This window comes from Streptomyces sp. NPDC002845, from assembly GCF_053591955.1.
Genome location: NZ_JBSFUU010000021.1, coordinates 10,459 through 36,686 on the forward strand (window position 1 = coordinate 10,459; position 26,228 = coordinate 36,686).

Consider the following 26,228-nt stretch of genomic DNA (forward strand, 5'->3'; position numbering starts at 1 on the left):
GGGTCGGCCATCAGGGCGCGGGCGATGAGGGTGCGCTTGCGCTCGCCCTCGGAGAGGGATGAGGAGGGGCGGATCCGCCCCTCCTCAGCCCACTTCCCTCACAACCGTGGGTCCACCGGCTCCGACTCCAGCGCCAGGACCCCGAACACCGCCTCGTGGACCCGCCACAGCGGCTCCCCCTCGGCCAGCCGGTCCAGGGCCTCAAGACCGAGGGCGTACTCGCGGATCGCCAGGGACCGCTTGTGGTTGAGGAACCGGTTCCGCAGCCGGGCGAGGTTCGCGGGCCGGGTGTACTCGGGACCGTAGATGATCCGCAGGTACTCACGGCCACGGCACTTGATGCCTGGCTGGACGAGACGCCCCTGCTTGCCGCGCACGACCGCCTCGACCGGCTTGACCACCATGCCCTCACCCCCTCGTCCGGTCATCTCCAGCCACCAGTCGATCCCGGCCCGCACCGACTCCTCGTCCCCCGTGTCGACGAAGAGCCGCCGCGTCGTCTGCAGCAGCCCGCTCCCGTCGTGCTCGACAAGCCGGTCGATCAGGGCCAGTTGCTCGTCGTGGGGCAGGGCGGCGAGGCTGCGCCCCTGAACCGCCAGGATCTGGAACGGAGCCAGCCGCACCCCTTCCAGCCCCTGCGTCGGCCAGCAGTACCGCCGGTACGCCTCCGTGAACGCCACCGCGTCGGCAGCCCGTTCGCGCTGCTTCGCGAGGAGTTCCCCCAGGTCCACACCCCTCGCCGCCGCGCCCTCCAGCGCGGCCAGCGCCCCCGGGAACACCGCCCCGGACGCCGCCCCCACGGCCGCGTACTGGGAACGCAACAGCCCGGACGCCTTCAACGACCACGGCATCAGCTCGGCGTCGAGCAGCAGCCAGTCGGTCGACAGCGCATCCCACAGACCCGCGGCGTCCGCGGCCTCCCGCACCCGTCCGAGGATCTCCTCGGTCGCCGGACCGTCGGCGAAGAAGGGCCGGCCCGTGCGTGTGTACAGCGACCCCGTCGGCCCGGTCACACCGAAGCGCTCGCGCGCGACCTCCGCGTCGCGGCAGACCAGGGCCACCGCCCGCGACCCCATGTGCTTCTCCTCGCACACGACCCGCGCGACCCCGTCCTCCTGGTACTGGGCGAAGGCCTCGGCCGGGTGTTCCAAGTAGCCCTCGATGTGCGAGGTGGCGGTCGGTGCCATCGTCGGCGGGAGGTACGGGAGCAGGCGCGGGTCCACCGCGAAACGGCTCATCACCTCCAGGGCCGCCGCCGCGTTCTCCTCACGGACCGCCACCCGTCCCGCGTGCCGGGTCTCCACCGCGCGGCGGCCGTGCACGTCGGCCAGGTCCAGCGGACGGCCCTCGTGCCCGCCGGGCGCCTCGGTGGCCAGCGGCTTCACCGGCTCGTACCAGACGCGCTCGGCCGGTACGTCGACGAGTTCCCGCTCGGGCCAGCGCAGCGCGGTGAGCCTGCCGCCGAAGACGGCACCGGTGTCGAGGCAGATGGTGTTGTTCAGCCAGGTGGCGGTGGGCACGGGCGTGTGGCCGTAGACCACCGCGGCCCGGCCCCGGTAGTCCTCCGCCCACGGGTAGCGCACCGGCAGCCCGAACTCGTCCGTCTCGCCGGTCGTGTCGCCGTACAGCGCGTGCGAGCGCACCCGGCCCGACGTACGGCCGTGGTATTTCTCGGGCAGACCGGCGTGGCAGACCACCAGCCGGCCGCCGTCCAGGACGTAGTGGCTGATCAGTCCGTCCACGAACTCGCGTACCTGGTTCCGGAACTCCTCGCTCTGCCCCTCCAACTGCTCGATGGTCTCGGCGAGTCCGTGCGTGTGCTGCACCTTGCGGCCCTTGAGCCAGCGGCCGAGCTTGTTCTCGTGGTTGCCGGGCACGCACAGGGCGTTGCCCGACGCGACCATGGACATCACGCGGCGCAGAACGCCCGGGGAGTCGGGTCCGCGGTCGACGAGGTCGCCGACGAAGACCGCCGTACGGCCCTCGGCGTGCACCCCGTCGACGTAACCCAGCTTGCCGAGCAGCGACTCCAGTTCGGACCCGCAGCCGTGGATGTCGCCGATGATGTCGAACGGGCCGGTGAGGTGGGACAGGTCGTTGAAGCGTTTCTCGGTGACGACCGTCGCCGCCTCGGCCTCCGCCACGCCCCGCAGGACGTGCACCTTCCGGAAGCCCTCGCGCTCCAAGTGCCGCAGGGAACGGCGGAGTTCGCGGGTGTGCCGCTGAATCACCCGGCGCGGCATGTCGGCCCGGTCGGTGCGCGCCGCGTTACGCTCGGCGCACACCTCCTCAGGGACGTCGAGGACGATCGCGATGGGCAGCACGTCGTACTGTCTGGCGAGTTCGACGAGCTGGCGACGGCTCTCCTGCTGCACGTTCGTCGCGTCGACCACCGTGCGTCGGCCCGCCGCGAGCCGCTTGCCCGCGATGTAGTGCAGGACGTCGAAGGCATCCCGGCTGGCGCTCTGGTCGTTCTCGTCGTCGGCGACAAGGCCGCGGCAGAAGTCGGACGAGATGACCTCGGTGGGCTTGAAGTGCCTGCGGGCGAAAGTGGACTTGCCCGAGCCTGAGGCGCCGATGAGCGCGACGAGCGAGAGGTCGGTGACGGGCAGGACGCGCCCCTTCACCACCGCAGTCCGATCCTGAGTCTCCGTCATGCTGCCTTCGCCTCCTTCTCGTTCCTGGTCCGTATCGTGAAGACGGCCATCTGCGTGGGCGGCCCCACCTCGGGATCGTCGGGACCGACGGGGCCGAACTCCACCGCGTACCCGTGCCGTTCGGCCACCGTCTCCGCCCACTCCCGGAACTCCGCGCGCGTCCACTCGAAGCGGTGGTCGCCGTGCCGTGCGTGCCCGGCCGGGAGGGTCTCCCAGCGCACGTTGTACTCGACGTTCGGCGTGGTGACGAGCACGGTCCTGGGGCGGGCCGAGCCGAACACCGCGTACTCCAGGGCGGGCAGCCGCGACAGGTCGAGGTGCTCGATGACCTCGCTGAGCACGGCGGCGTCGTACCCCTTGAGCCGCTTGTCGGTGTACGCGAGGGAGCCCTGGAAGAGGCTGACCCGCGATGCCTGCCGCTCCCCCATGCGGTCCAGCTTCAGACGGCGCGAGGCGATGGTGAGCGCGCGCATCGACACATCGACGCCCACGATCTCGGTAAAGGCCGGGTCCTTGAGCAGTGCCTGCACCAACTGGCCCTGTCCGCAGCCGAGATCGAGGACCCGGGCGGCGCCGGACTCCTTGAGCGCGGCGACGATCGCCTCCCGGCGCCGTACGGCGAGCGGGGTCGGCTTCGCCTCGTTCTCGGCCTCCGCCTCGACCGCGTTGTCGATCTCCTCGACCTCGCTGTCGTCGGCCTCGGCCAGCCGTACGAGCTCCAGCCGCTCCATGGCCTGGCGCGTGAGCGACCAACGGCGGGACAGGTAGCGGCTGGTGATCAGCTTCTGCTCCGGGTGGTCCGGCAGCCAGCCGTCCCCGGCGCGCAGCAGCTTGTCGACCTCGTCGGACGACACCCAGTAGTGCTTGGCGTCGTCGAGCACCGGGAGCAGGACGTAGAGGTGGCGCAGCGCCTCGGCCACCGTCAGCGCCTCCGACTCCAGGACGAGGCGTACGTAGCGGGAGTCGCCCCACTCGGGGAACTCCGCGTCCAGCGCCACGGGCGCCGCCGTCACCGTCCAGCCGAGCGGCTCGAAGAGGCTTCGTACGAGATCGGGGCCTCCGCGTGCGGGCAGCGCGGGTACCTCTATGCGCAACGGGCGTTTCTGCTCCGGGAGTTCGGGCCTGGCCTTGCACTGGCCCCTCATCGCGCTGGAGAACACGCCGCTCAGCGCCACGGCGAGCAGGGAGGAGGCCGCGTACGGACGATCGTTGACGTACTGCGCGAGCGCCGCGTCGGGTGCCCCGCCCCGGCCCTTGCCCTTGCGCCGCCGGACCAGCGCCACCGCGTCGACCTCCAGCAGCAGCGCGGCCGTGCACCGCTCGGGGCTCGCCTCGGGGTAGAGGACGTGCGCCGTGCCGTACGAAGTGGAGAACGCCTGCGCGTTGTCGGGATGCTTGTGCAGCAGGAAACCGAGGTCGGTCGCGGGGCGTTCGGGGGTACCTGTGGTGGTGATCGTCAGAAACATGCAAGCACCTCTGTCGGGGCACCTCTGTAGGGCCGGACGCACGAAAGCCCCCAGGAGGTGATCCTGGGGGCTCGGCAGGACGCCTTCACCTTGCCATACGACGGCCGTCCGCCGCCTGCGCATATTCCGGTGGGACTCCGGCCGCTGGTCGTGACGACGACACGAGGGTTACGAGAGCTGTGACTGCACGTGGGCGGAGATGAACTCCAGGTGGTCCAGGTCGTCGAGGTCGAGGATCTGGAGGTAGAGGCGCCTGCAGCCGATCTCGGCGTAGCGGCCGATCTTGTCGACGACCTCGGCCGGGGAGCCGGCCAGGCCGTTCGCCTTCAGCTCCTCGACCTCGCGGCCGATGGCGGCGGCGCGGCGGGCCACCTCCTCGTCGTCCTTGCCGACGCAGACGACGAGGGCGTTGGAGTACGTCAGGTCGTCGCCCTTGCGGCCCGCCTCCTCGGCGGCGGCGCGCACCCGGCCGAACTGGCGCTCGCTGTCCTCGACGGAGGCGAACGGCATGTTGAACTCGTCGGCGTAGCGGGCGGCGAGCGCGGGGGTGCGCTTGGCGCCGTGGCCGCCGATGAGGACCGGCACCTTGGACTGGGCCGGCTTGGGCAGGGCGGGTGAGTCGGTGAGGTCGTAGTAAGTGCCGTGGTAGCTGAAGGTCTTGCCGACCTCGGTCTCCCACAGGCCGGTGACGATCGCCAGCTGCTCCTCCAGGCGGGCGAACTTCTCCTTGGGGAACGGGATGCCGTACGCCTTGTGCTCCTCCTCGAACCAGCCCGCGCCCAGGCCGAGTTCGACGCGTCCACCGGACATCTGGTCCACCTGCGCGACCTGGATGGCGAGAACGCCGGGCAGCCGGAAGGTCCCGGCGGTCATCAGGGTGCCGAGGCGGATGCGCTTGGTCTCCCGGGCGAGCCCGGCGAGGGTGGTCCAGGCGTCGGTGGGGCCGGGGAGGCCGTCCACCGAACCCATGCGGAGGTAATGATCGGAACGGAAGAAGGCGTCGAAGCCGAGGTCCTCGGTGGCCTTGGCGACGGTGAGAAGGGTGTCGTAGGTCGCCCCCTGCTGGGGCTCGGTGAATACACGAAGGTCCATGCGTCCATCCTGCACGCTCGGGTACGGGTCAACCTCACCGGTGCCGCCGGTGCCCCGCCACCACGGTCGAGTGAAAAACCGTCAACCCCGTGCCGCACCATGCCCGCGCCAGTGACCCGCCCGAACGGTGATCGTTGGCGTGGGCGGAGCCGGACCGCCCGGCACCCGTCGCCGGCGGCCGCTGCCGGGGCGCTTTCGCTCGCGGGCCCCTCGCGGGGGCCGAGGAGGCCGTCATGTCCCAGGAAGCCGTGCCGGAGCAGACCGTACCCGCTGCCCAGCCCAAGGGGCTGCTCCAGCAGATGGAGGAGCTGATGGCGGCCCTCAACGCGGACCTCTCCCAACTCGACGCCGATCTCTCCGACTCCCGGCCCACGTCGACGGACGGGGCGGAGTCCGTCTGACGTCGCTGTCCCGCGCGTGTGACGCTTCGCTGACCGCACTCACCGACCGCACCTCACGGTCCCGCGCCCGGCCGCCCGACGGCCGGGCGTTCGCTGTTCCGGGGGCGTCCTCGGGGGCGCGATCCCGGCGGAGGGGGCGTGACGGTGTCGGGGACGGCTTCGGTCGTTGAGTGACCGTTGGGTGGGGCCTTCCCCCTCCCCCCACCCCCCACCCCGAAGGCCAGCTCCCCACGACGCCCCTCACCCCGCCGCCGAGTCCCGTTCCGGCAGGATCTCGTCGCGGTCGGCCAGGCGGCGGAGCATTTCGAGGACTCGGTCGCGGGACTCGTCGGCCGCGTCGATCGCTTCCATGCACTGCCAGTACGTGCTCTCCTCGTCCGCCGCGGAGGCGATGCCGACCAGGGCGATGCCGACCTCGCCGAGGAGGACGCCGAGGCAGAGGAGGGCCTGGCGGGCGTCGCCCAACTCGGTGAGCCGGGCGGCACGCAGGCTGCTCACGTCGAGGGGCGGGGCGTCGAGGATCCCGCAGCCTCTGCCCGCCAGTTCGGTCAACCCCAGCGCCTCGCCGCGCAGTTCGGGCGGACCCGACACGGCCAGGCGGCTGCCTATCGCCTGAGCCAGGGCCTGCGCCTGCCACGCCTCCGTCATGATCTGAGATTCCTCGCCGCTTCCCGCCAGGGCACGCCTGCTCGCCACGATGAGCCGCACCGCGTCCATGCGCTGCCCCTGTCTGCCATGACGCGCTCTTCGCACGTCCGCCCGAACTCCACTTGTCCACTACCCAGAGTGAGAGCCCGCGAGACGAAACGCCAGAGGAAATCCGAAATCTGTGGACACTTAATCGACTGTGGACAACCTGTTAACTCCGGAGAGTGACAATCGGATTCAGAGCTTCCCGAGGGAGCCGTCCTGAACGGATGTCCATCACGGCTCCTCCGGCACCGGAAACCTCCGCTCGTTCCGGTCGATCTTCGCGTCCAGTGCCGCCAGCGCGTCGATGCCGAGCACCTCGCAGAGCTGAAGCAAGTACGCGAGCACATCGGCGACTTCGTCTGTGACCCGGTGGGCCCTGTCCGGGTCGGACATCACCCGGGCCGACTCCTCCGGCGTCAACCACTGGAAGATCTCGACGAGTTCGGACGCCTCGACGCTCAGCGCCGCGACGAGGTTCTTGGGGGTGTGGTACGGCTGCCAGTTGCGGGCCGCCGCGAAGTCGGCGAGCCGACGCTGCAGGGTCGCCACGTCCAGTTCTTTCACGGGACCCAGGTCTATCACCGCCGTACGACAACCAACCCTCTCACCCGTCCAGGTCCACCACCGTCACCCCCTCCACCCCCGCGGCCCAGGACGCGTCGCTGACCGCCCCCACCAGCCGGATGTGCCCGCGCTCGCACATCCGCGCCGCCAGCCGCACCAGCTCCCCCGTCTGCCGGGCGTCCAGGGCCCGGTCGAAACCGTCGGCCAGGACGGTCAGGGTCTGGAGGGCCGCGGGCACCTCGCCCACCGGGTCGACCTCCAGGACCCCGGGGCCGGTCAGCAGCACCAGAGCCAGCGCCAGGTAGCGCAGTTCGCCGTCGCCGAGCAGGCCCAGCGGTGTCCGTACCCCGTCGCCCCGGTCCAGCAGGGCCCGTACCGTGCCGTCCCCGAGGGACTCGGCGCGTACGTCCGTGACCGGGCCGGCGCACCCGGCGTGGACGGCGCCGGTCAGCAGGGCGTGCCGCCGCCCGCACTCCGTCCGGGTCCGCCACAGCACTTCGGCGAGGTTGCCGCAACCCGTCAGCAGCCGGCCCGCGACCAGGGGCACCGCGCCGCGCATGTGCTCGGGCCGTGGGTCGCAGGCGAAGACGGACCGCAGCGCGACCACCGTCTGCTCGGCGGCGGCGAGGACCTGGCGCTGGCCGTCCGTCTTGCCCGCGACGCGCAGGGGAAGCAGAGCCGTGCCGAGGCGGTCGTCGGGCAGCGGGCCCTTGGTGACCGGCGCCGAGCCCGCCGTGTGCCAGGCCGCCTGGACCACGGGCCGGCTCGGGTCCCGCAACGCCGTCTCCAGCAGGACCTGCCGCCCCGCGGTCAGCCGCTCGCCCGCGATACGCAGCTCGGGCTCGACCTGTACGGCGACGTCGAGCCGTACCGGCCCCTGAGGACCGTCGGTCGTACAACCGATCCGGAAACCGCGTCGCCGCTGGTGGTCGGGGAGCGCCCGCTCGGGCACGCACGCGACCGGGTTCGGGAACACCTCCCCCAGCTCGGCCCCGCCGCCGAGCCGCGCCAGTGCCTCGTACGCCTGCAGGGCGGTCGATTTCCCGCTCCCGCTGCTTCCGGCCAGGAAGGTCAGCCGTCCCAGCGGGAGGACGGCTCCCCGGTGCCCGGCGAAGGCCGAGAGCCGCAGCTCGGTGACGCTCGGCCGGTCCGGACGGGCCCGCGTGTCCGCACCGGCCTCTGGGAGAGACACGGACGGCAGAACCGAAGGGGAAGGAGCAGGGAGTGGGGGTGGGGATGACAGCGTCATATCCGGACCGTATGGCCGCCCCGCCGGGGCGAACCGTTCCGCCCCCACGACCTTCCTACGATCGGGGGACCGGCCCGGCCGTCACACCCCGGAAGCCCCCGGCGCCCCCGGCATCCCGGCCCCCTCCATCAAGCCCCGCACCTCGGTGCCCGGCGGGGTGAGAAGGAACACGTTCCGGTCGACCCGGTGCATCCCGCTCGACAGCCCGAAGACGACCCCGGTGCTGAAGTCCAGCACCCGCTTGGCGACCTCGGTCTCCGCGCCCGTCAGGTCGAGGAGGACCGGGATGCCCGCCATCAGGGTCTCGGCGACGTCGCGGGCGTCGGCGAACACGTTGACCCGCAGGACGACGAAACGGCGCCGGGCCTCCGTCTCGGCCTCGGGTATGGTCCGGTGGTCCACTGCGGACGGCCAGGCGTCCCGGCCCCGCAGCGGTACGACCTGGGCGAGCCCTTCCCACTGTTCGTCGGTGACATCGTGGCTGTTCACCGGCCCTCCCCATGGCTCGCACTGAATGTCTGCACCTGCCAATTCTTACGCATGGTCACCCGTTCGGCTCAACAGCGACACGGACCGCGACACCCTCACGCGTCACATCGGCCGGATCGTGTCCTCACACTCCTTGAACGACGACTGTGCAGCGGGCGTAACCCCTCATGATCAGGTCATGTGACATTGACGTAACGGGCAATTCGTACACTCACGGTCGTCAGGTTCGATCGGAGAGGGGCATTCGTGGCCGCACAGGGCGCGCAGGGCACCGGCACACAGGTGCGGACGGTGTGCTCGTACTGCGGGGTCGGGTGCGGGATGGTCCTCGACATCGGGATGGGTCCCGACGGCCGGCGCACGGTGCTGAAGGCGTCCGGGGACAAGGCCCACCCCGCGAACTTCGGCCGGCTCTGCACCAAGGGCGCCACCACGGCCGACATGCTCGCCGCGCCCGGCCGTCTGACCACGGCGCTCGTCCGGGACGACCGCGGCGACGAGCCCGTCCCCGCCCCCGTGGACACGGCGGTCCGCGCGACCGCCCGCCGGCTGCGCGCGATCATCGACGAGCACGGACCCGACGCCTTCGCCTTCTACGTCTCCGGGCAGATGAGCCTGGAGGCCCAGTACCTGGCGAACAAGCTGGCCAAGGGGTTCATCCGCACCAACCAGATCGAGTCGAACTCCCGGCTGTGCATGGCCAGCGCGGGCACCGGCTACAAGCTCTCGCTGGGCGCGGACGGGCCGCCCGGCTCGTACGAGGACCTCGACAAGGCCGACGTCTTCCTGGTCATCGGCTCGAACATGGCCGACTGCCACCCCATCCTCTTCCTGCGGATGATGGACCGGGTGAAGGCGGGCGCCAAGCTCATCGTCGTCGACCCGCGGCGGACGGCGACCGCCGACAAGGCCGATCTGTTCCTGCGGATACGGCCGGGTACGGATCTCGCGCTGCTCAACGGGCTGCTTCACCTGCTGCACGAGAACGGGCACACCGACCCCGACTTCATCGCCGCGCACACCGAGGGCTGGGAGGCGATGCCCGGCTTCCTCGCCGACTACCCGCCCGCCGCCGTCGCCGGGATCACCGGCATCCCGGAGGAGGACATACGGGAGGTCGCCCGGCTCATCGGTGAGGCCGGTGAGTGGACGAGCTGCTGGACCATGGGGCTCAACCAGTCCACGCACGGCACCTGGAACACCAACGCGCTCATCAATCTGCATCTGGCGACGGGTGCCATCTGCCGCCCCGGCAGCGGGCCGTTCTCGCTCACCGGGCAGCCCAACGCCATGGGCGGGCGCGAAATGGGCTACATGGGGCCGGGGTTGCCCGGTCAGCGGTCCGTGCTCGTCGACGAGGAGCGGGCGTTCGTCGAGGAGCTGTGGGATCTGGCGCCGGACACGATCCGCAAGGACGGGGTCGGCAAGGGCACCGTCGAGATGTTCCAGAAGATGGCCGACGGGGAGATCAAGGCCTGCTGGATCATCTGCACCAACCCCGTCGCGTCGGTGGCCAATCGGAAGACCGTGATTGAAGGGCTGGAGGCCGCCGAGTTCGTCGTCACGCAGGACGTCTTCGCCGACACCGAGACCAACGCGTACGCCGATGTCGTCCTGCCCGGCGCGATGTGGACCGAGTCCGAGGGCGTGCTCGTCAACAGCGAGCGCAACCTCACGCTCGCCCGGCCCGCCGTCGATCCGCCCGGCGAGGCGATGGCCGACTGGCGGCTGATCGCGGCGGTCGCCTGCGAGATGGGGTACGAGAAGGGGTTCTCGTACGACAGTGCCGAGCAGGTCTTCGAGGAGATCAAGCGGGCGTGGAACCCCAAGACCGGGTGGGATCTGCGGGGAGTCACGTACGAGCGGCTGCGGTCGGTGTCCGTGCAGTGGCCCGCGGCTTCGGAGGACGGGGCGGATCGGAACCCCATTCGGTATGTCGAGGGTGGAGGCGAGAGCGGTGGGCGGCCCGTCTTTCCGACCGCGAGTGGGCGGGGCGTGTTCTTCGCACGGCCGCACATGGCTCCCGCCGAGATGCCGGACGACGACTATCCGTTCGTGCTCAACACCGGGCGGTTGCAGCATCAGTGGCACACGCTGACGAAGACGGGGAAGGTCGCCAGGCTCAACAAGCTGAATCCCGGGCCGTTCGTGGAGGTGCATCCGCGGGACGCTGCCGCGTTGGGGGTGGTGGACGGGGACTTCGTCGAGGTCGCCTCGCGGCGGGGGCGGGCGGTGTTGCCGGCGGTGGTGACGGATCGGGTGCGGATGGGGTGTCTGTTCGCGCCGTTCCACTGGAACGACCTGTTCGGGGAGTATCTGAGCATCAACGCGGTGACGAGTGACGCGGTGGATCCGCTGTCGTTCCAGCCGGAGTTGAAGGTGTGTGCGGTGGGGGTGGCCAAGGTTTCCTCGCCCCCGCCGCCCCTACCCGTCCCATCCCTGGGGGCTCCGCCCCCAGACCCCCGTGTCGCCCTTGCGGGCTCGTCCTCACACGCCGGACGGGCTGAGGGAGGCGTGTTCTCGGACCCCGGACACGGCCTGTCCTCGGGTGACGGGCGGGGTGAAGACGGTGCCCTCGGTATGGCTGCCCTCGGGCTCGCCCCCTCTCCTCCCCCCGTCCTCTCCGCCCAGGAGCGCCAGTACCTCACCGGGTTTCTCGCCGGTCTCGGCTCGGGTGCCCCCGGCGTGCCCGTGCTTCCGCCCGACGCGCCCTTCAGTCCCGAGCACGCGCTGTGGGTGAACGGGGTGCTCGCGGGGATGTACTCGCGTTCGGCGCCGCCGATGGTCCCCGCGCCGGAGCCGACCGGGCGGGAGGTCGTCGTGTTGTGGGCCTCGCAGACAGGTACGGCCGAGGAGTTCGCGGTGGCGACGGCGGAGCGGCTGGCCGCGACCGGGCACCGGGCGAGGCTCGTCGGGATGGATGAGGCCGACCCGGGGCAACTGCCGCGTACGGCGGACTTGTTGCTGATCACGAGTACCTTCGGTGACGGGGACGCGCCCGACAACGGCTCCGGGTTCTGGGAGACGCTGTCCCACCGGGAGGCACCGCGCCTCGACGGTGTGCGCTACGCCGTGCTGGCCTTCGGGGACTCGTCGTACGACGACTTCTGCGGCCACGGCCGACGGCTGGACGCACGGCTCGACGAACTGGGGGCGGTGCGTCTCGCGCCGCGTACGGACTGCGAGCCCGACTACGAGCCCTCGGCGGGCGCGTGGCTCGACCAGGTGCTCGGGGCGCTGGGGACGGCGACGGAGATCCCCGCGCCCACCCGGTCGCCCCCGGCCCCGAAGCCCGCGCCCGTCACCGCCCGGCTGGTCGGCAACCGGCTGCTCAGCCTGCCCGGCGCGGGCAAGGAGGTACGCCGGTTCACGTTCGACACACGTGGGACGTCACTGACGTACGAGGCGGGAGACGCGCTCGGGGTACGTCCGGTCAACTCCCTCGACCTGGTGGCGGAATGGCTGGCGGTGACCGGGCTCGACGGGTCGGCCGCCGTGCAGGTGAACGGAGTCGGTGAGCTGCTCTTCGCCGAGGCGCTGCACCAGCATCTCGACATCACGAGGATCACCTCGGATCTGCTCCGCTTCGTCTCCGAACGGGCCCGCGACAACCGGGAGTTGAAGAAGCTGCTGCGGCCCGACAACAAGGACGGGCTGGCCAAGTGGTCGTGGGGGCGGCAGGCCGTGGACGTGGTCGCCGAGCACGACGTCCGGGCCTCCGCCCAGGAGTGGGCCGATGTCTTCAAGAGGCTCCAGCCCCGCTTGTACTCCATCTCGTCGAGCCCGCTGGTCGACCCGCACCAGGTGTCGCTGACGGTGTCCGTCGTGCGGTACGAGAATCTGCGCGGGCGTCCGAGGGGCGGAGTCTGCTCGCCCTTCCTCGCGGACGGGAAGCCGGACATGGAGGTGCCGGTGTTCGTGCAGCGGTCTGTGCACTTCCGGCCTCCGGCCGATCCCGCGACCCCGATGGTGATGGTCGGGCCGGGCACCGGAGTCGCGCCCTTCATCGGGTTCCTCCAGGAGCGGCGTGCGCTCGGCCACCGGGCGCCCAACTGGCTGTTCTTCGGCGAGCAGCACCGGGCCACCGATTTCTACTACGCGGACGAGCTGACGGGTTTCCGGCAGGACGGCACCCTCACCCGGCTCGACACCGCCTTCTCCCGTGACCAGCGTGCCAAGGTCTACGTCCAGGACCGGATGCGCGAGCACGGCCCCGAGTTGTGGCACTGGCTCCAGGACGGCGCCCGTTTCTACGTCTGCGGGGACGCCTCCCGGATGGCGAAGGACGTCGACCAGGCGCTGCGGGACATCGCCGTCGCGCACGGCGGGATGGGCGAGGCGGAGGCCGCCGCGTATGTGAAGCAACTGGCCGCGGACAAGCGGTACGTGCGGGATGTGTACTGAGGCGGACTCCTGGGACGGACTCCTCAGAGCGCCACGAGTGTCGTCTCCGTCGCCTTCACGCTGGTCCACACGGTTGTGCCGTCGGCCAGGCCCAGTTCGGCGGCCGCCTGCGGGGTGATCTCGGCGACGAGGTCGGGGGCCTGGTCCGAGGTGATCAGGACGCGGAGGCGGCTGCCGGTGGCGGTGATCTCGCGTACGGTGCCGGGCCAGACGTTGCGCGGGCTGCCCTCGGGGCGGTGCCGGTGGACGGAGACCGCCTCGGGGGCGATGATCGCGAGCGCGTCCGTGCCCTCCGGCAGGGGGTCCGCCACCGTCAACCGGCCGTCCGCGTCGGCGAGTTGGATTCCCTCGGCGGTGGACCGGCCGGGCCAGGCGTTCCGGCCGAGCATGCGGGCCACCCAGGGGGAACGGGGATGGCGGGTGATCTCAGCCGGCGTGGCGTCCTGGAGGACGCGGCCGTCGTCGAGGACGAGGACACGGTCGGCCAGTGACACGGCCTCGACCGGGTCGTGCGTGACGATCAGGCAGACCCCGCCGAAGCCGTCGAGGTGGCGGCGCAGCGTGTGCCGTACCTGGGCGCGGGTGGTCTGGTCGAGGGCGGCGAGAGGTTCGTCGAGGAGCAGGAGCCGGGGCCGGGCGGCCAGCGCCCTCGCCAGGGCCACGCGCTGGGCCTGGCCGCCGGAGACCTGGGGCGGCTTGCGGTGGGCGAGGTGGCCGACGCCGAGACGGTCCAGCCACTGCTGGGCGGTGCGCCGGGCCTCGGCCCGGCGTACACCGCGGGCGCGCAGGCCGTACGCGGTGTTCGCGAGGGCCGTGAGGTGCGGGAACAGCGCGCCGTCCTGCGGGACCCAGGCGACCTCGCGGCGGTGCGGGGGGAGGTCGGTGACGTCGGTTCCGCCGAGGCGGAGCCGTGCGTGGGCGCGGGGCGTCAGGCCGAGGAGGGCCTTCAACAGGGTTGTCTTTCCGGCTCCGTTGGGGCCGATCACCGCGAGGGTGGTGCCGGGTTCGGCGTCGAGGGTGAGTCGGGTGAAGCCGGTGACCTCGGCGTGCAGGGACCAGAGTTCCTTGGCGTCGGCGGGGAGTTCCTCCAGGACGTCTCGCGCTGCCGCCGTGTTTCCTTCCCCCGACTGCGACTGCGACTGCGACGGCGACTTGGCGGCGTACGGGCGGGCCGTCGGCGTACCCGACCACCGGCCCCGCAGCGCGACGAGCACCGCCATGGCGATGGCGAGCAGCAGGAGTGAGACCGAGGTGGCGGCCTCCGGGCTGTCCTGGAGGAGCAGGTACACCTGGAGGGGCAGGGTCTGGGTGGTGCCGGGGAGGTTGCCCGCGAAGGTGATCGTCGCGCCGAACTCCCCCAGCGCGCGGGCCCAGGTGAGGGCGGCTCCGGCGATCAGGCCGGGGGCCACCATGGGCAGCGTCACGGTGAACAGGGCGCGGACCGGGGAGGCACCGAGCGAGGCGGCGGTCTCCTCGTAGCGTGGGCGCAGTCCGCCGAGCGCGCCCTCCACGCTGATGATCAGGAAGGGCATCGACACGAAGGTGGCGGCGAGGACCGCGCCGGAGGTGTGGAACGGCAGCGTGATGCCGAACGTGTCCTCCAGCCAGGGCCCGAGGAGCCCGCGTCGGCCGAAGGCGAGCAGCAGCGCGACTCCGCCGACCGTGGGCGGCAGCACCATCGGCAGCAGGACGAGGGATCGTACGAGCGCCTTGCCGGGGAAGGGAATCCGGGCCAGTACCCAGGCCAGCGGCACGCCGAGGAGCAGGGAGAGCGCGAGCGCCCAGAAGGAGACGATCAGTGAGAGCCGCAGTGCCTCGGTGGTGGCTTCGCCGGTCAGGTGGGCGCCGAGGTCGCTCCATCGGGTGCGGACGAGGACGCCGGCGAGCGGCAGCACGAGGAACGTGACAGCGAGGAGGGCGGGGATCGCCAGGGTGAGGGGGGTGCGAGTCAGAGATTTCATGGGCGGCTCACCTGTGTCCTACCGCTTCCACGGGCTTCTACGGCTTCTCGAAGCCCGCGGCCAGCAGGAGCCGCTGGGCCTCAGGTGAGGAGAGCCAGGTCACGAAGGCCTCGGCGGCCTCGGGGTGTTCGGACTGCTTGAGAGTGGCGGCCGGGTAGGAGGCGATGGCGTTCTGGTCGTCGGGGACAGTGACCGTGTCGACCTTGTCCTCGGCGGTGGCGGCGTCCGTCTGGTAGACGATGCCCGCGTCGGCCTCGCCGAGTTCGACCTTGCTCAGCACCGCGCGTACGTTGGCCTCCTCGGAGACCGGCCGCACGGTGACCTGCTGGGCGTCGAGGATCTGCCGGCTGTAGCGGCCGACGGGGACCTCGGGGGCGGCGAGTACGACCTTCAGCCGGGTGTCGGCGAGGTCGTCCAGGCTGTCGATCTTCTCCGGGTTGCCCTCGCCGGTGGCGATGACCAGGCGGTTCTTTGCGATGACGGTGGGTGTGCCGGTGTCGGCCGCGAGCCCGTCCATCGTCTTGGTGTCGGCCGTGACGAGCGCGTCCGCGGGGGCGCCCTGCTCGACCTGCGCGGCCAGTTCCTGCGAGCCGGCGAAGGAGAAGGTGATCTCCGTGCCCGGGTGTTCCTTCTCGTACGCGGCCCCGGCCGTCCTGAAGACGTCGGTCAGCGAGGAGGCGGCGAGCACGGTGAGGTCGGCGCCCGAGCTGCCGTTGTCCGCCGTACCGCTGCCGCCGTCGCCGTCGTCGCTGCCGCAGGCGGCGAGCGGGACGAGCAGGGCTACGGCGGTCAGTGCGGTGGCGGTACGGCGGCGGGTGCGGAACATCCGGGCGGCTCCTGGGTATTACGTGGGGGCGGCGGGTGAGCCTCAGGTGCGGTCGACGTGGACGTTGGTCGACTTCACTCGGGCCGTGGCCCGCATGCCGACCTCCAGGCCCAGTTCCTCGACGGCTTCCCTGGTCAGCAGGGAGACCAGCCGGTGCGGGCCCGCCTGGATCTCGACCTGGGCCGCGACGTCGCCGAGCTTGATGGCCGTGACGATGCCGGGGAACGCGTTGCGGACGGAGGTGTACGGCTCCTCCTCCTCGCCGCCGCCGCTCTGCGCGAGTTCGACGGAGAACGCGGCGAGGTCCCGCCCGTCGATCACGCGCCGGCCGCTCTCGTCCCGGTGGGTCGCGATCCGGCCGGCGTCGGCCCAGCGGCGCGCGGTGTCCGCGCTGACGCCGAGGAGCCGGGCCGCCTGGCCGATGGTGTAGGACTGCATATGCGGAAGACTAGGCCGATCGATCCCGCATCTGCAAGGCTTTGGAGCTTCCACCATGGCAGATGCGAGACGGAGAGGGAGGCGACACGAGTGTCCGCCGTCACCGTGCCCGCGCCCCGCCCCCGCGTCCAGTACGAAGACGATCTTGCCCACGATGGTGCCCGACTCGGCGAGCCGCAGGGCCTCGGCGGCCTCGCTGAGCGGTACGCGGGCGGCGACCTGCGCGGTGATGGTGCCGTCGGCGAGCAGGGCGAACACGCGGGTGAGGTCGCGCCGCAGCCCGTCGTGGAAGGCATCGGCGCGGCGCTTGCCGGCCCAGATGTTGCAGAAGTGCGTACGGCGGCCGTTGGGCAGCGCGTTCCACAGGAGCAGACGGCAGACGAGCTTGAGGACGGGCAGCCGCGGCGACCGGCGACGACGTCCTTCGTGGCCGCCGTACCGTACGAGACGAGGGTGCCGCCCTTCGCGAGCAGTCCGAAGGAGTCGGTGATGCCGTCGCCGCCGATGTGGTCGAAGACGGCGTCGGCCCTGCCGGGCGCCAACTCCCGTATGAGGGCGGGGGATCGGGTGAGCGGTAGTCGACGGGTTCGGCACCGAGGGCGCGTACGGCGTCGTGGTGGCGAGGCGAGGCCGTACCGATGACGCGTACTCCGGCGTGGACGGCGAGCTGGACGAGGGTGCTGCCGACGCCGCCGTTCGCGCCGTGCACGAGCACGGTCCCACCGGCGCGGACCTCGGCGACGCGGTGCAGCATCTGCCAGGCGGTGATCCCGTTGACGACCAGCGTCTCGGCGTCGGCCGGGTCCAACCCGCCCGGGACCTCGACCAGTTCGGCGACCGGCAGCACGACCCGGCTCGCCCAGCCGCCGACCTTGGTCAGCGCGGCGAAGCGGCGGCCGACGAGCGTGGGTCCACGTCCGGTCCGACTGCGGCCACGACGCCGACCAGGTCGTAGCCGGGCACGAACGGGAACGGCGGCTGGTCGTAGTACTTGCCCCGGCGCATCTGCTGCTCGGCGAACGACACGCCCGAGGCCTCCAGCGCGAGCACGGCCTCGCCCACCGCGGGCTCGGGGGTGGGCCGTACCCGGACTTCGAGGCCGCCGGGCTCCACGATGCCCGGCAGGACGATCTCGGTGACGACGTCGGCGGCGGGGTTCACATGGCCGCAGAGAGCCGAACCGACAGCCAGGACACGCAGGGCGCCCAGGGCACCCAGGGCGGACCCGGCCTGCGCGACCGTTTCCATGCGCAGGTGCGGCAGGAGGTCAAGGCGGCGGCCCTGCGGCAGCTGGCCGAGGGCGGTCCGCAGGCGCTGTCCCTCAACGCCATCGCCAAGCAGGTGGGCATGACCGGGCCCGCGCTCCACCGCTACTTCGCGGGCCGCGACAGCCTGCTCACCGAACTCGTCGTCGACGCCTACCAGGACCTCGCCACCGCCCTGGCCGGCGCCGCCGACCGTGCCCCCCACGGCCGACGCGCCCGCCCGCCTGGCCGCCGTGGTCGACGGCTACCGTTCCTGGGCCCTGGCCGAGCCCCACCGCTACCGCCTGCTGTTCCGGGCGCCTCTGCCCGGCTACGACGCCCAGTCCACCGACCTGGTCGAGGCCTCGCAGCGGGCCATGAACGTCGTACTGAAGGTCGTCGCCGACATCCCCACCCCTCCCGCGCCCGCCCAACACGGCGACCGAGTCCGAGGCCTGGCTGCGCCGCCGGGACGTCGACTCCGTACCGTCGGCGGCCGCCGCCCACTCCACGATTCTCTGGGCCCACCTCCACGGCCTGGTCTCCCTGGAGATCGAGGGCAACTTCACGTCGATGGGGCTCGATCCGGCACCGCTCTACGAGGTCGAGGTGCACGGCCTGATCGCCTCGCGCGGGTGACCGTGCGGCGGGCGCATCCCGCAGCTGCACACACTGCCGCCGGGGCCGTGGCGGGTGACGCGGAGCGTCGGCGACCGACGACAGCGCCGCTGAATGCACCCCCTCCGGGAGAGCCCGTGCCGGCCCCCGCGGCCCAGGCGTGACCCGCCGGACATGCCTCAGGTTTCCGCCCGGGTCTCCCTTCCCAGGGCCGTCGGCAGTTCTGCCCGTCGCCGTATCCGCAGCTTGCGGTATGTGCTGGTCAGGTGGGTCTCGACCGTGCGGCGGGCCAGGTGGAGCAGGTCGGCGATCTCCGTGTTGGTGCGGCCGTCGGCGGCCAGTCGGGCGATGCGGCGTTCGCTGTCGGTGAGGGAGCCGGAGCCGGTGAGGGGGGTGGCCGGGCGGCGGGCGCCGCCCACGCGCAGGGCCTCCTCGGCGAGGGTCCTCAGCCGTACGGCGCCCAGCCGTTCGGCGCGCTCGGCGGCCTCGCGGAGGCAGTCACGGGCGCGGGCCCGTTCCCCGGCGGCGGTGAACCGGCGCCCCTGGGCGAGCAGTGCCGGGATCAGCTCGGTGTCGACGTCGGCGTCACGCAGGATGCGTACGGCCTCGTCGACGAGTTCCAGGCCGCGCCGTCCCCCGGTCGCCGTGCCCAGCACCCGCAGGGAACGGCCCACCGTGCGGGGCGTGTTCCACACCCGGGCCAGGCGCAGTTCCTCCTCGGCCAGCGCGAGCGCCTCCTCGGGGCTGCCGAGAGCGAGACGGCACTCGGCGGCGGCCGTCCGCCACGGGGTGACGACCGGGCTGACGACCTCGCGGGCCGCCTGGCGCCGTCCGCACTCCAGGAACTCGTGGAGCGCGCCCGCCGGATCACCCGTGGCGGCCCGCAGCACGCCCCGCGCGTACAGGAACCGGTTCAGCTCCCAGGAGTCCGGCGCCCGGCTCAGCTCGAAGGCGTCCGCGAGCCGCCACGCCTCCTCCGTACGGCCGGTCTCGACGAGGGCCAGCAGGGTGTGGGCGTCGGCGTTGGACGGTCCGGAGCCCCTCTCCACGGGCCAGGCGCCGTTGTCCGCTCCGGCGAGGAGCCATACGTGGTCGCCGCGGGCGGCGGCGATGTCGGTACGGGTGTCGAGGAGTGCCCTGTGCATCGGGTGCAGGAGCGAGGGGCGCTGGCCGGCCAGGCCGCGCGCCACGAGCCGTTCGGCCTCGTCGAGTTCGTCGGCCCACTGGGCGACCGCGGCGGCCGTGCCCAGCAGGAAGGGCTCGGTCAGCGGGTCGGCGGGCTCGGCGAGCAGGGCGAGGACCCGTTTCATCGCGTCCTGGGCCGAGGTCAGCCCGGCCGTCGCCGCGTGCCGGACGAGCAGCGCCTGTCCCGCCGTGTCGATCAGCTCCGGCGAGCGCTCGGCGGTGTCGGACAGACACCGGTACACCTCCTGTCGTACCGCCTGGTCGTGGTCGGAGAGCAGCGCGGAGGCGTTCTGCACCGTGCGGACCAGGTCGGGGCGGCCGGTCAGCTCATCGTCCAGGGTGCGCAGCGCCTCGACGGCGGCGCGGGCCTTGCCCCGGCCGACCAGGGCCGTGCCGAGGGCCAGCGCCGCGCGCACCCGGTTCCGTGGCTCGCCCGGCAGCCGCAGCGCCTCGATGAACCGTGACAGTCCGGCCGGGGAGGCGGACGAGGCCGATGAGAGCTGGACGGCGTACTCCAGTGAGCCCAGTTCGATGAGCAGCCGCTGCCGGGCGTCGTCGGACATCGGCTCGTCCAGGGCGCGACGCAGATACGCGACCGCGTCGGCGCCGCGGGCGGCGTGTACGGCCATGGTGGCGGACTCCTGCAGCACGGCCATCGCCCACGGCGCGCCCACGGTGTCCGCCCGCAGCAGCTGCCGGGCCACCGTCTCCGTCTCGGCCCCGCGCCGCAGCATCGCCTCGGCCGCCGCCCGGTGCACCGCCTGCCGCCGCGCCGCCGACACGCCGGTGAGCACCGCGTCCCGCAGGAGAGGGTGCGCGTAACGGGGACGGCCACCGGCATCGGGGCGCAGCAGCCCGAGCCGCGCCATCGCGGTGAGCCAGCCGGTCACCCGGGCGGGGTCGGCGCCGGTCATCTCGGCGAGGAGACAGGGGAGGTCGGTCCAGGCGGGATCGGGGGTGAGGGTGGGGGCAGGGACGCGTACAGAGTTGAGGGCGGGGACGGGGAAGGGGGCGTGCGTAGGCCCGGAGGAGCTTGCCGAGGGATCCCTCCGAGGGCATTCCGGGACGTGCGCGGAGGGTCCGCTCCGGATGCCGCCGGGCGTGCTCACCGAAGGGCCGCTCGATGTGCCGTACGACGTGCCGTACGACGTGCTCGCCAGGAAACCGCTCCAAGCACCGCCCAGCACGCTCGCCGCAGCACCGCTCGAAATACCGCCCGGCCTCGTCGCCGGGGAACCGCTCCGGACACCGCCGGGCGTGCTCGCCGAACGGCCGCTCGATGCGCCGTACGACGTGCTCACCCGGGAACCGTCCGAAGTACCATCCGGCGTCGTCGCCGGGGAACCGGTCCCGATGCCTCCCGGCGCACTCCCCGAGAGGTCCCTCGGCGTGCCGTTCGGCGCGGCACCGGGGCCCGTGGCCGACCAGCCCTCGTCGAGGGCCGCCAGTGCGCGTGCCACCTCGGCTGTTGTGGTGCCGGTGCTGTCCAGCCACCAGGAGACGGCAGCCGGGTAGGCGCCCGGGTACAGGGCGGCGCTGGTCTCCGGGAGGGTCGTGGGGCGGCCGGCGGCGCGGAGGTCGTCGAGCAGGGCGTGGAGCAGCAGCGGGCTGCCCGCGCCGGCGCGTACACAGTCGTCGACCCAGTGCGGGGAGACGTCGGGACAGGCCGTGCGGACCAGCGCGGCCGCCGACGCGTCGGTCAGCGGGGCGAGGGTGTGGGTGCGCACGAGGGTGGGCGAGAGCGCATGGGTCAGGCCGGCCGACGGTGGGGCGATGTCGTACTGGCTGCGCTCGGTGACCACCAGCAGTGCGGGTAGTCCGTCGATCCGCCGGGCAGCCTCGGTGAGCCAGCGGCGCGAGGCGCCGTCGGCGAGGTGGACGTCGTCCACGGCGACCAGCAACGGGCCCTCGGCGGCGTACGACCGCAGCAGCCGCCACAGCCGCGCGGCGCTCGCCCGCTCGTCCGCGTTCACCGAGAGATCCGCGAACTCCGATACGGGGCCGAGGAATTGGAGTACGGCGGAGAAGGGCAGCGCGGTGTCCTCGGGAGAGCAGCGGGCACGCAGGACACGCATGCCGTGCGCCTCGGCGTGCTCGACCGCGGCCTCCAGTACGGCGGTACGGCCGGTGCCGGTGGCCCCGCGCAGCAGGACCAGCCGGCCGGTGCCGGCGCGGGCCCGCCCGGTCTCGGCGGCGAGCAACTCGTACGCTTCCTCGCGTTCACGCAGCGGTCCGGACATCGCTGCCTCCTGTCATGGACGTGATGATCCCCGCTGTCGAGGACGTGCCGGACGCCGCCTCGGTGACGTGACGAACCCCACGGACCGGGGCGGGAACCGATCCCCCGCCGAATCCATACACGCCCGTTGACCTGCCTCGATACCCGAGATCGGCACGCCTGTCGTGGTCGTCGTACGGCCGTTCTCGTGGTCCGACTCGTGGTGCTCCACGATTGCCCGCGCGCCATCCGTCACACGAGTGTGGACGGCGCACGCCTGTCGCCGACCCCACAGGGGTGGCGGCCCGTGAACTTGGGGAGCATTGGTTGCACAGTTCATTACGGACCACAGGCTCCGGTACGGCCGTTGTCGGGCGCCGTGTACCGGTGGCCGTACACGCGTCGGACCCGATCTCCCGGGAGGGCGCGGTCAGCCAGTTGCGCCGGCACCCGGAGATCGACCTCCGCGAGGAGACCGGGCCGGACACCGTGGCACTGCTGATCGACGACACGCTCAACGAGGGGGCGCTGGCACGGCTGCGCCGTGTCGTGCGCGGGGAGGGCGCACGCGCGGTCCTGGTCGTGGGGGCGATCCGCGAGACCGAGCTGCTCGATGTCATCGAGTGCGGGGTCGGAGCGATCGTCTGGCGCCGCGAGGCCACCGCGCACCGCCTGGTGCAGGCCGTACTGGCCGCGTCCCGTGGCGACGGCGACCTGCCCTCGGACCTGCTGGGCCGGCTCATCAACCAGGTGGGCACGCTGCACCGCACCCATGCCGGCCGGTCCGGCACCCCCGCCTCGGGGCTCACACCGCGTGAGGCGGACGTCCTGCGACTGGTCGCCGAGGGGCTCGACACCGGAGAGATCGCCGGCAAGCTGTCCTACTCCGAACGCACCGTCAAAAACGTCATGCACGGGCTCACTACACGGTTGCACCTGCGCAACCGGGCGCATGCCGTGGCATATGCACTCCGGGAAGGCTACATCTGACCGAACGGGCAACCGAATTCGGGCCCCACGGGCAGCCTGGTCTGCCCGGCGTCCGTCCCCCGGGCGCCTGCGCAACGGACGGCGCAACGGGCACGATCGGGTCCGGCGGCACGACATCGGTGTCCGGCCGCACGGCAGCGCACGGCAGAGCGGGAGCACGACGGTGATCCACGAGCACGAGGTGGACGAAGTCCTCAAGGACATGACCGTCGAGAGCCTGTGCGCCGCGGCCGTCTCGCACAGCGACAACACCGCCGCCGACCTGCTGCTGGAGCAACTCGGCGGGCCCACGTCGGTCACGGACCGGACGGTCGGCGAGAAGACCGGCACCGGTGGCTACCGCACCACGAACGACGTGGGCATCGCCCGGCCGCCCGGCGCGGCCCCCCTGGTGCCGGCGGCGCTCTCCACGAGAGCCGGCCCCTAGGCGCCCGCGGACGAACCCCTCCTCGCCCGCACCGCCACGATCGTGGCCGAAGCCCTCACCTGACCGACCGCTCCCTCACACCGCCGGTTCCCCAAACCGTCAGTTCCTCCCGCAATGAGCGTGATGAGACACCGACCCGTTCTGCCGATGCCCCCGATGACAGGGGCCGAGCCCTGTACGACGGCCTACGGCTTCTTCCTCGACGACTACGCCTCACGCAGCCCCGCCGTGGTCGCCGCCGAAGCGATGTGCCACCGCTGCCCACTGGTGCGCGCGTGCTTCATCTGGGCGCTGGCCCATCCGTCCATGGCCACCGACGGAATCTGGGGTGCCACCACACCCCCGCGGCGCAAAGAACTCCGCAAGCGGCTACGGCACCGACTGGGCCCCAAGGCGATGCGGCGGACGCTCCTGGCCGAATACGCCAAGGCCGTGGCGGAGTTGCCCGAATCCGCAGCGGTGGAGCGGACGCTGTAGCGTTCGTGAACAGCACCGTGCCCCCTCTGTTCCCACAGGAATGCGACGCCGTCGCCGTCTCATTGACCGGTGCCGTTTGTCCGTACATACTGTCGCCGCATTGGCTTTCCGTCACTTGCCTCGCCATGCGGCTCTCTCGCCTGGAAGGCACTCGATGTGAACGCTCGTATCAACGTGATCATCGCCGAGTCGTACGACACCAAGGAGTGGCTGCCCAAGATCGCCAAGGCGAACATGCTCAAGGCGATCGAGTCCGTCGGCCTGGGTGACATCGCCGCCGTCTACTCGGCGAACGACGGCATGGCGGGCGCCGTCATCGACGCGCTGAAGGAGGCGGGCGTCAGCGAGGTCCCGCCGGTGACCTGGCAGGACGCGGACCTGGCGGCGGTGCGGCGGATCATCTCGGGCGAGCAGTACGTGACGGTGTACAAGTCGTTCCTGCTGGAGGCGAACAACGCCGCGGACATGGCGGTGGCCAGGATCCAGGGCCGCTCGATCGAGTTCGAGGCGCTGACCCGTGACAGGGTCGACAGCCCGACGGATCAGGGGATCCGGTCGATGCTGGTACCGGTGGCCGCCCTCACGAAGGACAACATCAAGGACACCGTGATCAAGGACGGCGTCTACACCGTCGAGGAGATCTGCACCCCGGAGTACGAGGCGGACTGCGCGGCGATCGGCCTGACGTAGCCCGTGGGGCGGTCGGGCGTCCCGGCCCGCCCGTGGCGGAGTAGTCGACGAGGAGGGTCGGCACCCCACGCGCAGAAGGGCCGAACGGCCCTGGCCAAGGGTCGGTCCGGTCAGTCCGTGCCGAACTCCATCGCGGCGCGGTCCAGCAGCTCGTCGTCCTCGGAGACCTCGCCGCGGGAGGCGATGGCCTCGGCGCCGCCCTCCGGCATCTCCGGCATGGTCCCGATCAGCCCGGTCGCGGCCGCCTGGGCGGCACCGATGGCGGGGCTGCCGGTGCCGATCAGGCCCAGCCCGGCGTACTGCTCCAGCTTGGCGCGCGAGTCGGCGATGTCGAGGTTGCGCATGGTGAGCTGACCGATCCGGTCCACCGGACCGAACGCGGAGTCCTCGGTACGCTCCATGGACAGCTTGTCCGGGTGGTAGCTGAACGCCGGGCCCGTGGTGTCGAGGATCGAGTAGTCCTCACCGCGCCGCAGCCGCAGCGTCACCTCGCCGGTGACTGCCGAGCCGACCCAGCGCTGGAGGGACTCGCGCACCATCAGCGCCTGCGGATCCAGCCAGCGGCCCTCGTACATCAGCCGGCCGAGGCGCCGTCCCTCGTTGTGGTACTGGGCGAGGGTGTCCTCGTTGTGGATCGCGTTGACCAGGCGCTCGTACGCCGCGTGCAGCAGGGCCATGCCGGGCGCCTCGTAGATGCCGCGGCTCTTGGCCTCGATGATCCGGTTCTCGATCTGGTCCGACATGCCCAAGCCGTGGCGACCGCCGATGGTGTTCGCCTCCATCACCAGATCCACGGGGGAGTCGAACTCCTTGCCGTTGATCGTCACCGGGCGGCCCTGGTCGAAGCCGATCACCACGTCCTCGGTGGCGATCTCGACCTCGGGGTCCCAGAACCGTACGCCCATGATCGGGTTCACGGTCTCGACTCCGGTGTCCAGGTGCTCCAGGGTCTTGGCCTCGTGGGTGGCGCCCCAGATGTTGGCGTCGGTGGAGTAGGCCTTCTCCGTACTGTCGCGGTAGGGCAGGCCGTGGGCGAGAAGCCACTCGGACATCTCCTTGCGGCCGCCGAGCTCGGTCACGAAGTCCGCGTCCAGCCACGGCTTGTAGATCCGCAGGTGCGGGTTGGCGAGCAGGCCGTAGCGGTAGAACCGCTCGATGTCGTTGCCCTTGAAGGTCGAGCCGTCGCCCCAGATCTGTACGTCGTCCTCAAGCATCGCCCGGACCAGGAGGGTGCCCGTGACGGCGCGGCCGAGCGGCGTGGTGTTGAAGTAGGCACGCCCGCCCGAGCGGATGTGGAACGCCCCGCAGGTGAGCGCGGCCAGGCCCTCCTCGACCAGTGCCGCGCGGCAGTCGACCAAGCGCGCGATCTCGGCACCGTAGGTCTTCGCGCGGCCGGGCACCGAGGCGATGTCGGGCTCGTCGTACTGGCCGATGTCGGCGGTGTAGGTGCACGGGACGGCGCCCTTGTCGCGCATCCACGCGACCGCGACCGAGGTGTCGAGCCCGCCCGAGAAGGCAATGCCGACGCACTCGCCGTCGGGAAGGGAGGTGAGGACCTTAGACATAGGAAGAGTATGCATGTTCACGCATGATCATGCAAAGGTGCAGCACAGACCGGCGCCTCCGGAAAGCAACAGCTCAGGAGCCGTTCCCAACCGGCTCCAGCTCACGTGGACACGTTGCTCGCGCGGGCCTTCTTGGTGGTCTGACGCGGCACCTCTGACCCGTCCTGAAGGTCGGAAGCGAACACCTCGGCGGTCGCCTCGGCGGCAATGTCGCTCAGGTCTTCGTTGATCTCGTGGGCGACTCGCCTGGCATCCATCGCCAGCTTTACGGAGGACTTGACAGTCCCTCGAATGATCTTCTTGACGAGGGGCGCAGAAGCTGCCCCGACCAAGAATACGGGAATTACAGGAAGCATAGTCAGTGCAGCCTTTCTCGCAGCATTTCAGGTTTTCCCCGCCAGTGTCCTCAGAATCCGACTTTAGCGCCCCAAGAGCCCGCTTCACCAGGGTGAACTAGGACATTCACCCTTTCGAGTGCACCCTTGGTTGCGTTGATCTTTTCCACCTCCGTCTGACCTACCGTGCAGCAGAGGGCAAGCTGAAGGCAGCGTCTCCAAGTTCACATTGAGCCAGG

General features: G+C 71.6%; 18 protein-coding genes and 5 pseudogenes. 9 read left to right on the forward strand and 14 right to left on the reverse strand.

Annotated features, from left to right (window positions below):
- Nucleotides 1-98: 98 nt before the first annotated feature.
- The 3 genes from ACWD3C_RS17225 to ACWD3C_RS17235 form a co-directional block, all read right to left on the reverse strand.
- Nucleotides 99-2,657 carry a polynucleotide kinase-phosphatase gene (locus ACWD3C_RS17225; protein WP_451144681.1) on the reverse strand — a complete coding sequence of 853 codons (2,559 nt, stop codon included), beginning with the start codon at nucleotides 2,655-2,657 and terminating at the stop codon, nucleotides 99-101.
- Complete coding sequence (locus tag ACWD3C_RS17230; protein ID WP_451144683.1) at nucleotides 2,654-4,123, reverse strand: 3' terminal RNA ribose 2'-O-methyltransferase Hen1; 1,470 nt, start codon at nucleotides 4,121-4,123, stop codon at nucleotides 2,654-2,656. Before ACWD3C_RS17230 ends, ACWD3C_RS17225 begins: the two co-directional genes overlap by 4 nt.
- 168 nt (nucleotides 4,124-4,291) lie before the next feature.
- Nucleotides 4,292-5,215 carry an LLM class F420-dependent oxidoreductase gene (locus ACWD3C_RS17235; protein ID WP_451144685.1) on the reverse strand — a complete coding sequence of 308 codons (924 nt, stop codon included), beginning with the start codon at nucleotides 5,213-5,215 and terminating at the stop codon, nucleotides 4,292-4,294.
- Between the two features lie 233 nt (nucleotides 5,216-5,448).
- Here ACWD3C_RS17235 and ACWD3C_RS17240 point away from each other — a divergent pair, with 233 nt between their 5' ends.
- A complete protein-coding gene (locus tag ACWD3C_RS17240; RefSeq protein WP_451144687.1) occupies nucleotides 5,449-5,616 on the forward strand; it encodes a hypothetical protein in 168 nt (55 codons plus the stop codon).
- A 240-nt stretch (nucleotides 5,617-5,856) separates the two neighbouring features.
- Here ACWD3C_RS17240 and ACWD3C_RS17245 read toward each other — a convergent pair whose 3' ends face one another.
- The 4 genes from ACWD3C_RS17245 to ACWD3C_RS17260 form a co-directional block, all read right to left on the reverse strand.
- Nucleotides 5,857-6,333 (reverse strand): DUF6099 family protein, encoded by a 477-nt coding sequence (locus tag ACWD3C_RS17245; RefSeq protein ID WP_451144689.1) that lies wholly within the window; start codon nucleotides 6,331-6,333, stop codon nucleotides 5,857-5,859.
- 207 nt (nucleotides 6,334-6,540) lie between these two features.
- Complete coding sequence (locus ACWD3C_RS17250; protein WP_451144691.1) at nucleotides 6,541-6,873, reverse strand: nucleotide pyrophosphohydrolase; 333 nt, start codon at nucleotides 6,871-6,873, stop codon at nucleotides 6,541-6,543.
- A gap of 40 nt (nucleotides 6,874-6,913) precedes the next feature.
- Nucleotides 6,914-8,122, reverse strand: coding sequence for an ATP-binding protein (locus ACWD3C_RS17255; protein ID WP_451144693.1), 1,209 nt, complete (start codon nucleotides 8,120-8,122; stop codon nucleotides 6,914-6,916).
- Nucleotides 8,123-8,203: 81 nt separating this feature from the next.
- A complete protein-coding gene (locus ACWD3C_RS17260) occupies nucleotides 8,204-8,611 on the reverse strand; it encodes a cell division protein SepF (protein ID WP_451144695.1) in 408 nt (135 codons plus the stop codon).
- Nucleotides 8,612-8,857: 246 nt separating this feature from the next.
- On the opposite strand from ACWD3C_RS17260, the gene ACWD3C_RS17265 reads away from it, so the two are divergent.
- Nucleotides 8,858-13,015: a molybdopterin-dependent oxidoreductase gene (locus tag ACWD3C_RS17265; protein ID WP_451144697.1), complete on the forward strand. Its 4,158-nt coding sequence runs from the start codon at nucleotides 8,858-8,860 to the stop codon at nucleotides 13,013-13,015.
- A 23-nt stretch (nucleotides 13,016-13,038) separates the two neighbouring features.
- Here the strand turns inward: ACWD3C_RS17265 and ACWD3C_RS17270 are convergent, their stop codons facing one another.
- From ACWD3C_RS17270 to ACWD3C_RS17285, 4 genes and pseudogenes are all read right to left on the reverse strand, one after another.
- Nucleotides 13,039-14,976 carry an ABC transporter permease gene (locus ACWD3C_RS17270; RefSeq protein ID WP_451144699.1) on the reverse strand — a complete coding sequence of 646 codons (1,938 nt, stop codon included), beginning with the start codon at nucleotides 14,974-14,976 and terminating at the stop codon, nucleotides 13,039-13,041.
- Between the two features lie 37 nt (nucleotides 14,977-15,013).
- A complete protein-coding gene (gene modA, locus ACWD3C_RS17275) occupies nucleotides 15,014-15,802 on the reverse strand; it encodes a molybdate ABC transporter substrate-binding protein (RefSeq protein ID WP_451144701.1) in 789 nt (262 codons plus the stop codon).
- Nucleotides 15,803-15,844: 42 nt separating this feature from the next.
- Nucleotides 15,845-16,240 carry a TOBE domain-containing protein gene (locus ACWD3C_RS17280; protein WP_451144832.1) on the reverse strand — a complete coding sequence of 132 codons (396 nt, stop codon included), beginning with the start codon at nucleotides 16,238-16,240 and terminating at the stop codon, nucleotides 15,845-15,847.
- A 132-nt stretch (nucleotides 16,241-16,372) separates the two neighbouring features.
- A pseudogene (locus ACWD3C_RS17285) lies at nucleotides 16,373-17,401 on the reverse strand (medium chain dehydrogenase/reductase family protein); the annotation flags it as partial.
- Here ACWD3C_RS17285 and ACWD3C_RS17290 point away from each other — a divergent pair.
- The 3 genes and pseudogenes from ACWD3C_RS17290 to ACWD3C_RS17300 form a co-directional block, all read left to right on the forward strand.
- Nucleotides 17,402-17,587: pseudogene (locus ACWD3C_RS17290) on the forward strand (hypothetical protein); the annotation flags it as partial.
- Nucleotides 17,588-17,738: 151 nt separating this feature from the next.
- A pseudogene (locus ACWD3C_RS17295) lies at nucleotides 17,739-17,849 on the forward strand (TetR-like C-terminal domain-containing protein); the annotation flags it as partial.
- 181 nt (nucleotides 17,850-18,030) lie between these two features.
- A complete protein-coding gene (locus tag ACWD3C_RS17300) occupies nucleotides 18,031-18,123 on the forward strand; it encodes a hypothetical protein (RefSeq protein WP_451144834.1) in 93 nt (30 codons plus the stop codon).
- Nucleotides 18,124-18,281: 158 nt separating this feature from the next.
- On the opposite strand, the gene ACWD3C_RS17305 is transcribed toward ACWD3C_RS17300, so the two are convergent.
- Nucleotides 18,282-21,527 (reverse strand): AAA family ATPase, encoded by a 3,246-nt coding sequence (locus ACWD3C_RS17305; RefSeq protein ID WP_451144703.1) that lies wholly within the window; start codon nucleotides 21,525-21,527, stop codon nucleotides 18,282-18,284.
- A 305-nt stretch (nucleotides 21,528-21,832) separates the two neighbouring features.
- On the opposite strand from ACWD3C_RS17305, the gene ACWD3C_RS17310 reads away from it, so the two are divergent.
- From ACWD3C_RS17310 to ACWD3C_RS17325, 4 genes and pseudogenes are all read left to right on the forward strand, one after another.
- Entirely contained in the window at nucleotides 21,833-22,495 is a 663-nt protein-coding gene (locus ACWD3C_RS17310; RefSeq protein WP_451144705.1) for a helix-turn-helix transcriptional regulator, read from the forward strand.
- A 202-nt stretch (nucleotides 22,496-22,697) separates the two neighbouring features.
- Nucleotides 22,698-22,796, forward strand: a pseudogene (locus tag ACWD3C_RS17315) (serine hydrolase); the annotation flags it as partial.
- Between the two features lie 282 nt (nucleotides 22,797-23,078).
- On the forward strand, nucleotides 23,079-23,399 hold the full coding sequence (locus ACWD3C_RS17320) for a WhiB family transcriptional regulator (RefSeq protein WP_451144707.1): 321 nt from the start codon (nucleotides 23,079-23,081) through the stop codon (nucleotides 23,397-23,399).
- Nucleotides 23,400-23,573: 174 nt separating this feature from the next.
- Nucleotides 23,574-24,089 (forward strand): annotated as a pseudogene (locus tag ACWD3C_RS17325) (substrate-binding domain-containing protein); the annotation flags it as partial.
- A gap of 110 nt (nucleotides 24,090-24,199) precedes the next feature.
- Here ACWD3C_RS17325 and argG read toward each other — a convergent pair.
- Entirely contained in the window at nucleotides 24,200-25,654 is a 1,455-nt protein-coding gene (argG, locus tag ACWD3C_RS17330) for an argininosuccinate synthase (RefSeq protein WP_451144709.1), read from the reverse strand.
- 101 nt (nucleotides 25,655-25,755) lie between these two features.
- On the reverse strand, nucleotides 25,756-25,986 hold the full coding sequence (locus tag ACWD3C_RS17335) for a DUF5132 domain-containing protein (protein WP_451144711.1): 231 nt from the start codon (nucleotides 25,984-25,986) through the stop codon (nucleotides 25,756-25,758).
- Nucleotides 25,987-26,228 lie beyond the last annotated feature (242 nt).

Coding starts and splice junctions, on each gene's coding strand:
- ACWD3C_RS17225 (WP_451144681.1), bottom strand. CDS start 2,657: ATGACGGAGACTCAGGATCGGACTGCGGTGGTGAAGGGGCGCGTCCTG.
- ACWD3C_RS17230 (WP_451144683.1), bottom strand. CDS start 4,123: ATGTTTCTGACGATCACCACCACAGGTACCCCCGAACGCCCCGCGACC.
- ACWD3C_RS17235 (WP_451144685.1), bottom strand. CDS start 5,215: ATGGACCTTCGTGTATTCACCGAGCCCCAGCAGGGGGCGACCTACGAC.
- ACWD3C_RS17240 (WP_451144687.1), top strand. CDS start 5,449: ATGTCCCAGGAAGCCGTGCCGGAGCAGACCGTACCCGCTGCCCAGCCC.
- ACWD3C_RS17245 (WP_451144689.1), bottom strand. CDS start 6,333: ATGGACGCGGTGCGGCTCATCGTGGCGAGCAGGCGTGCCCTGGCGGGA.
- ACWD3C_RS17255 (WP_451144693.1), bottom strand. CDS start 8,122: ATGACGCTGTCATCCCCACCCCCACTCCCTGCTCCTTCCCCTTCGGTT.
- ACWD3C_RS17270 (WP_451144699.1), bottom strand. CDS start 14,976: ATGAAATCTCTGACTCGCACCCCCCTCACCCTGGCGATCCCCGCCCTC.
- modA (WP_451144701.1), bottom strand. CDS start 15,802: ATGTTCCGCACCCGCCGCCGTACCGCCACCGCACTGACCGCCGTAGCC.
- ACWD3C_RS17280 (WP_451144832.1), bottom strand. CDS start 16,240: ATGCAGTCCTACACCATCGGCCAGGCGGCCCGGCTCCTCGGCGTCAGC.
- ACWD3C_RS17305 (WP_451144703.1), bottom strand. CDS start 21,527: ATGTCCGGACCGCTGCGTGAACGCGAGGAAGCGTACGAGTTGCTCGCC.
- ACWD3C_RS17320 (WP_451144707.1), top strand. CDS start 23,079: ATGACAGGGGCCGAGCCCTGTACGACGGCCTACGGCTTCTTCCTCGAC.
- argG (WP_451144709.1), bottom strand. CDS start 25,654: ATGTCTAAGGTCCTCACCTCCCTTCCCGACGGCGAGTGCGTCGGCATT.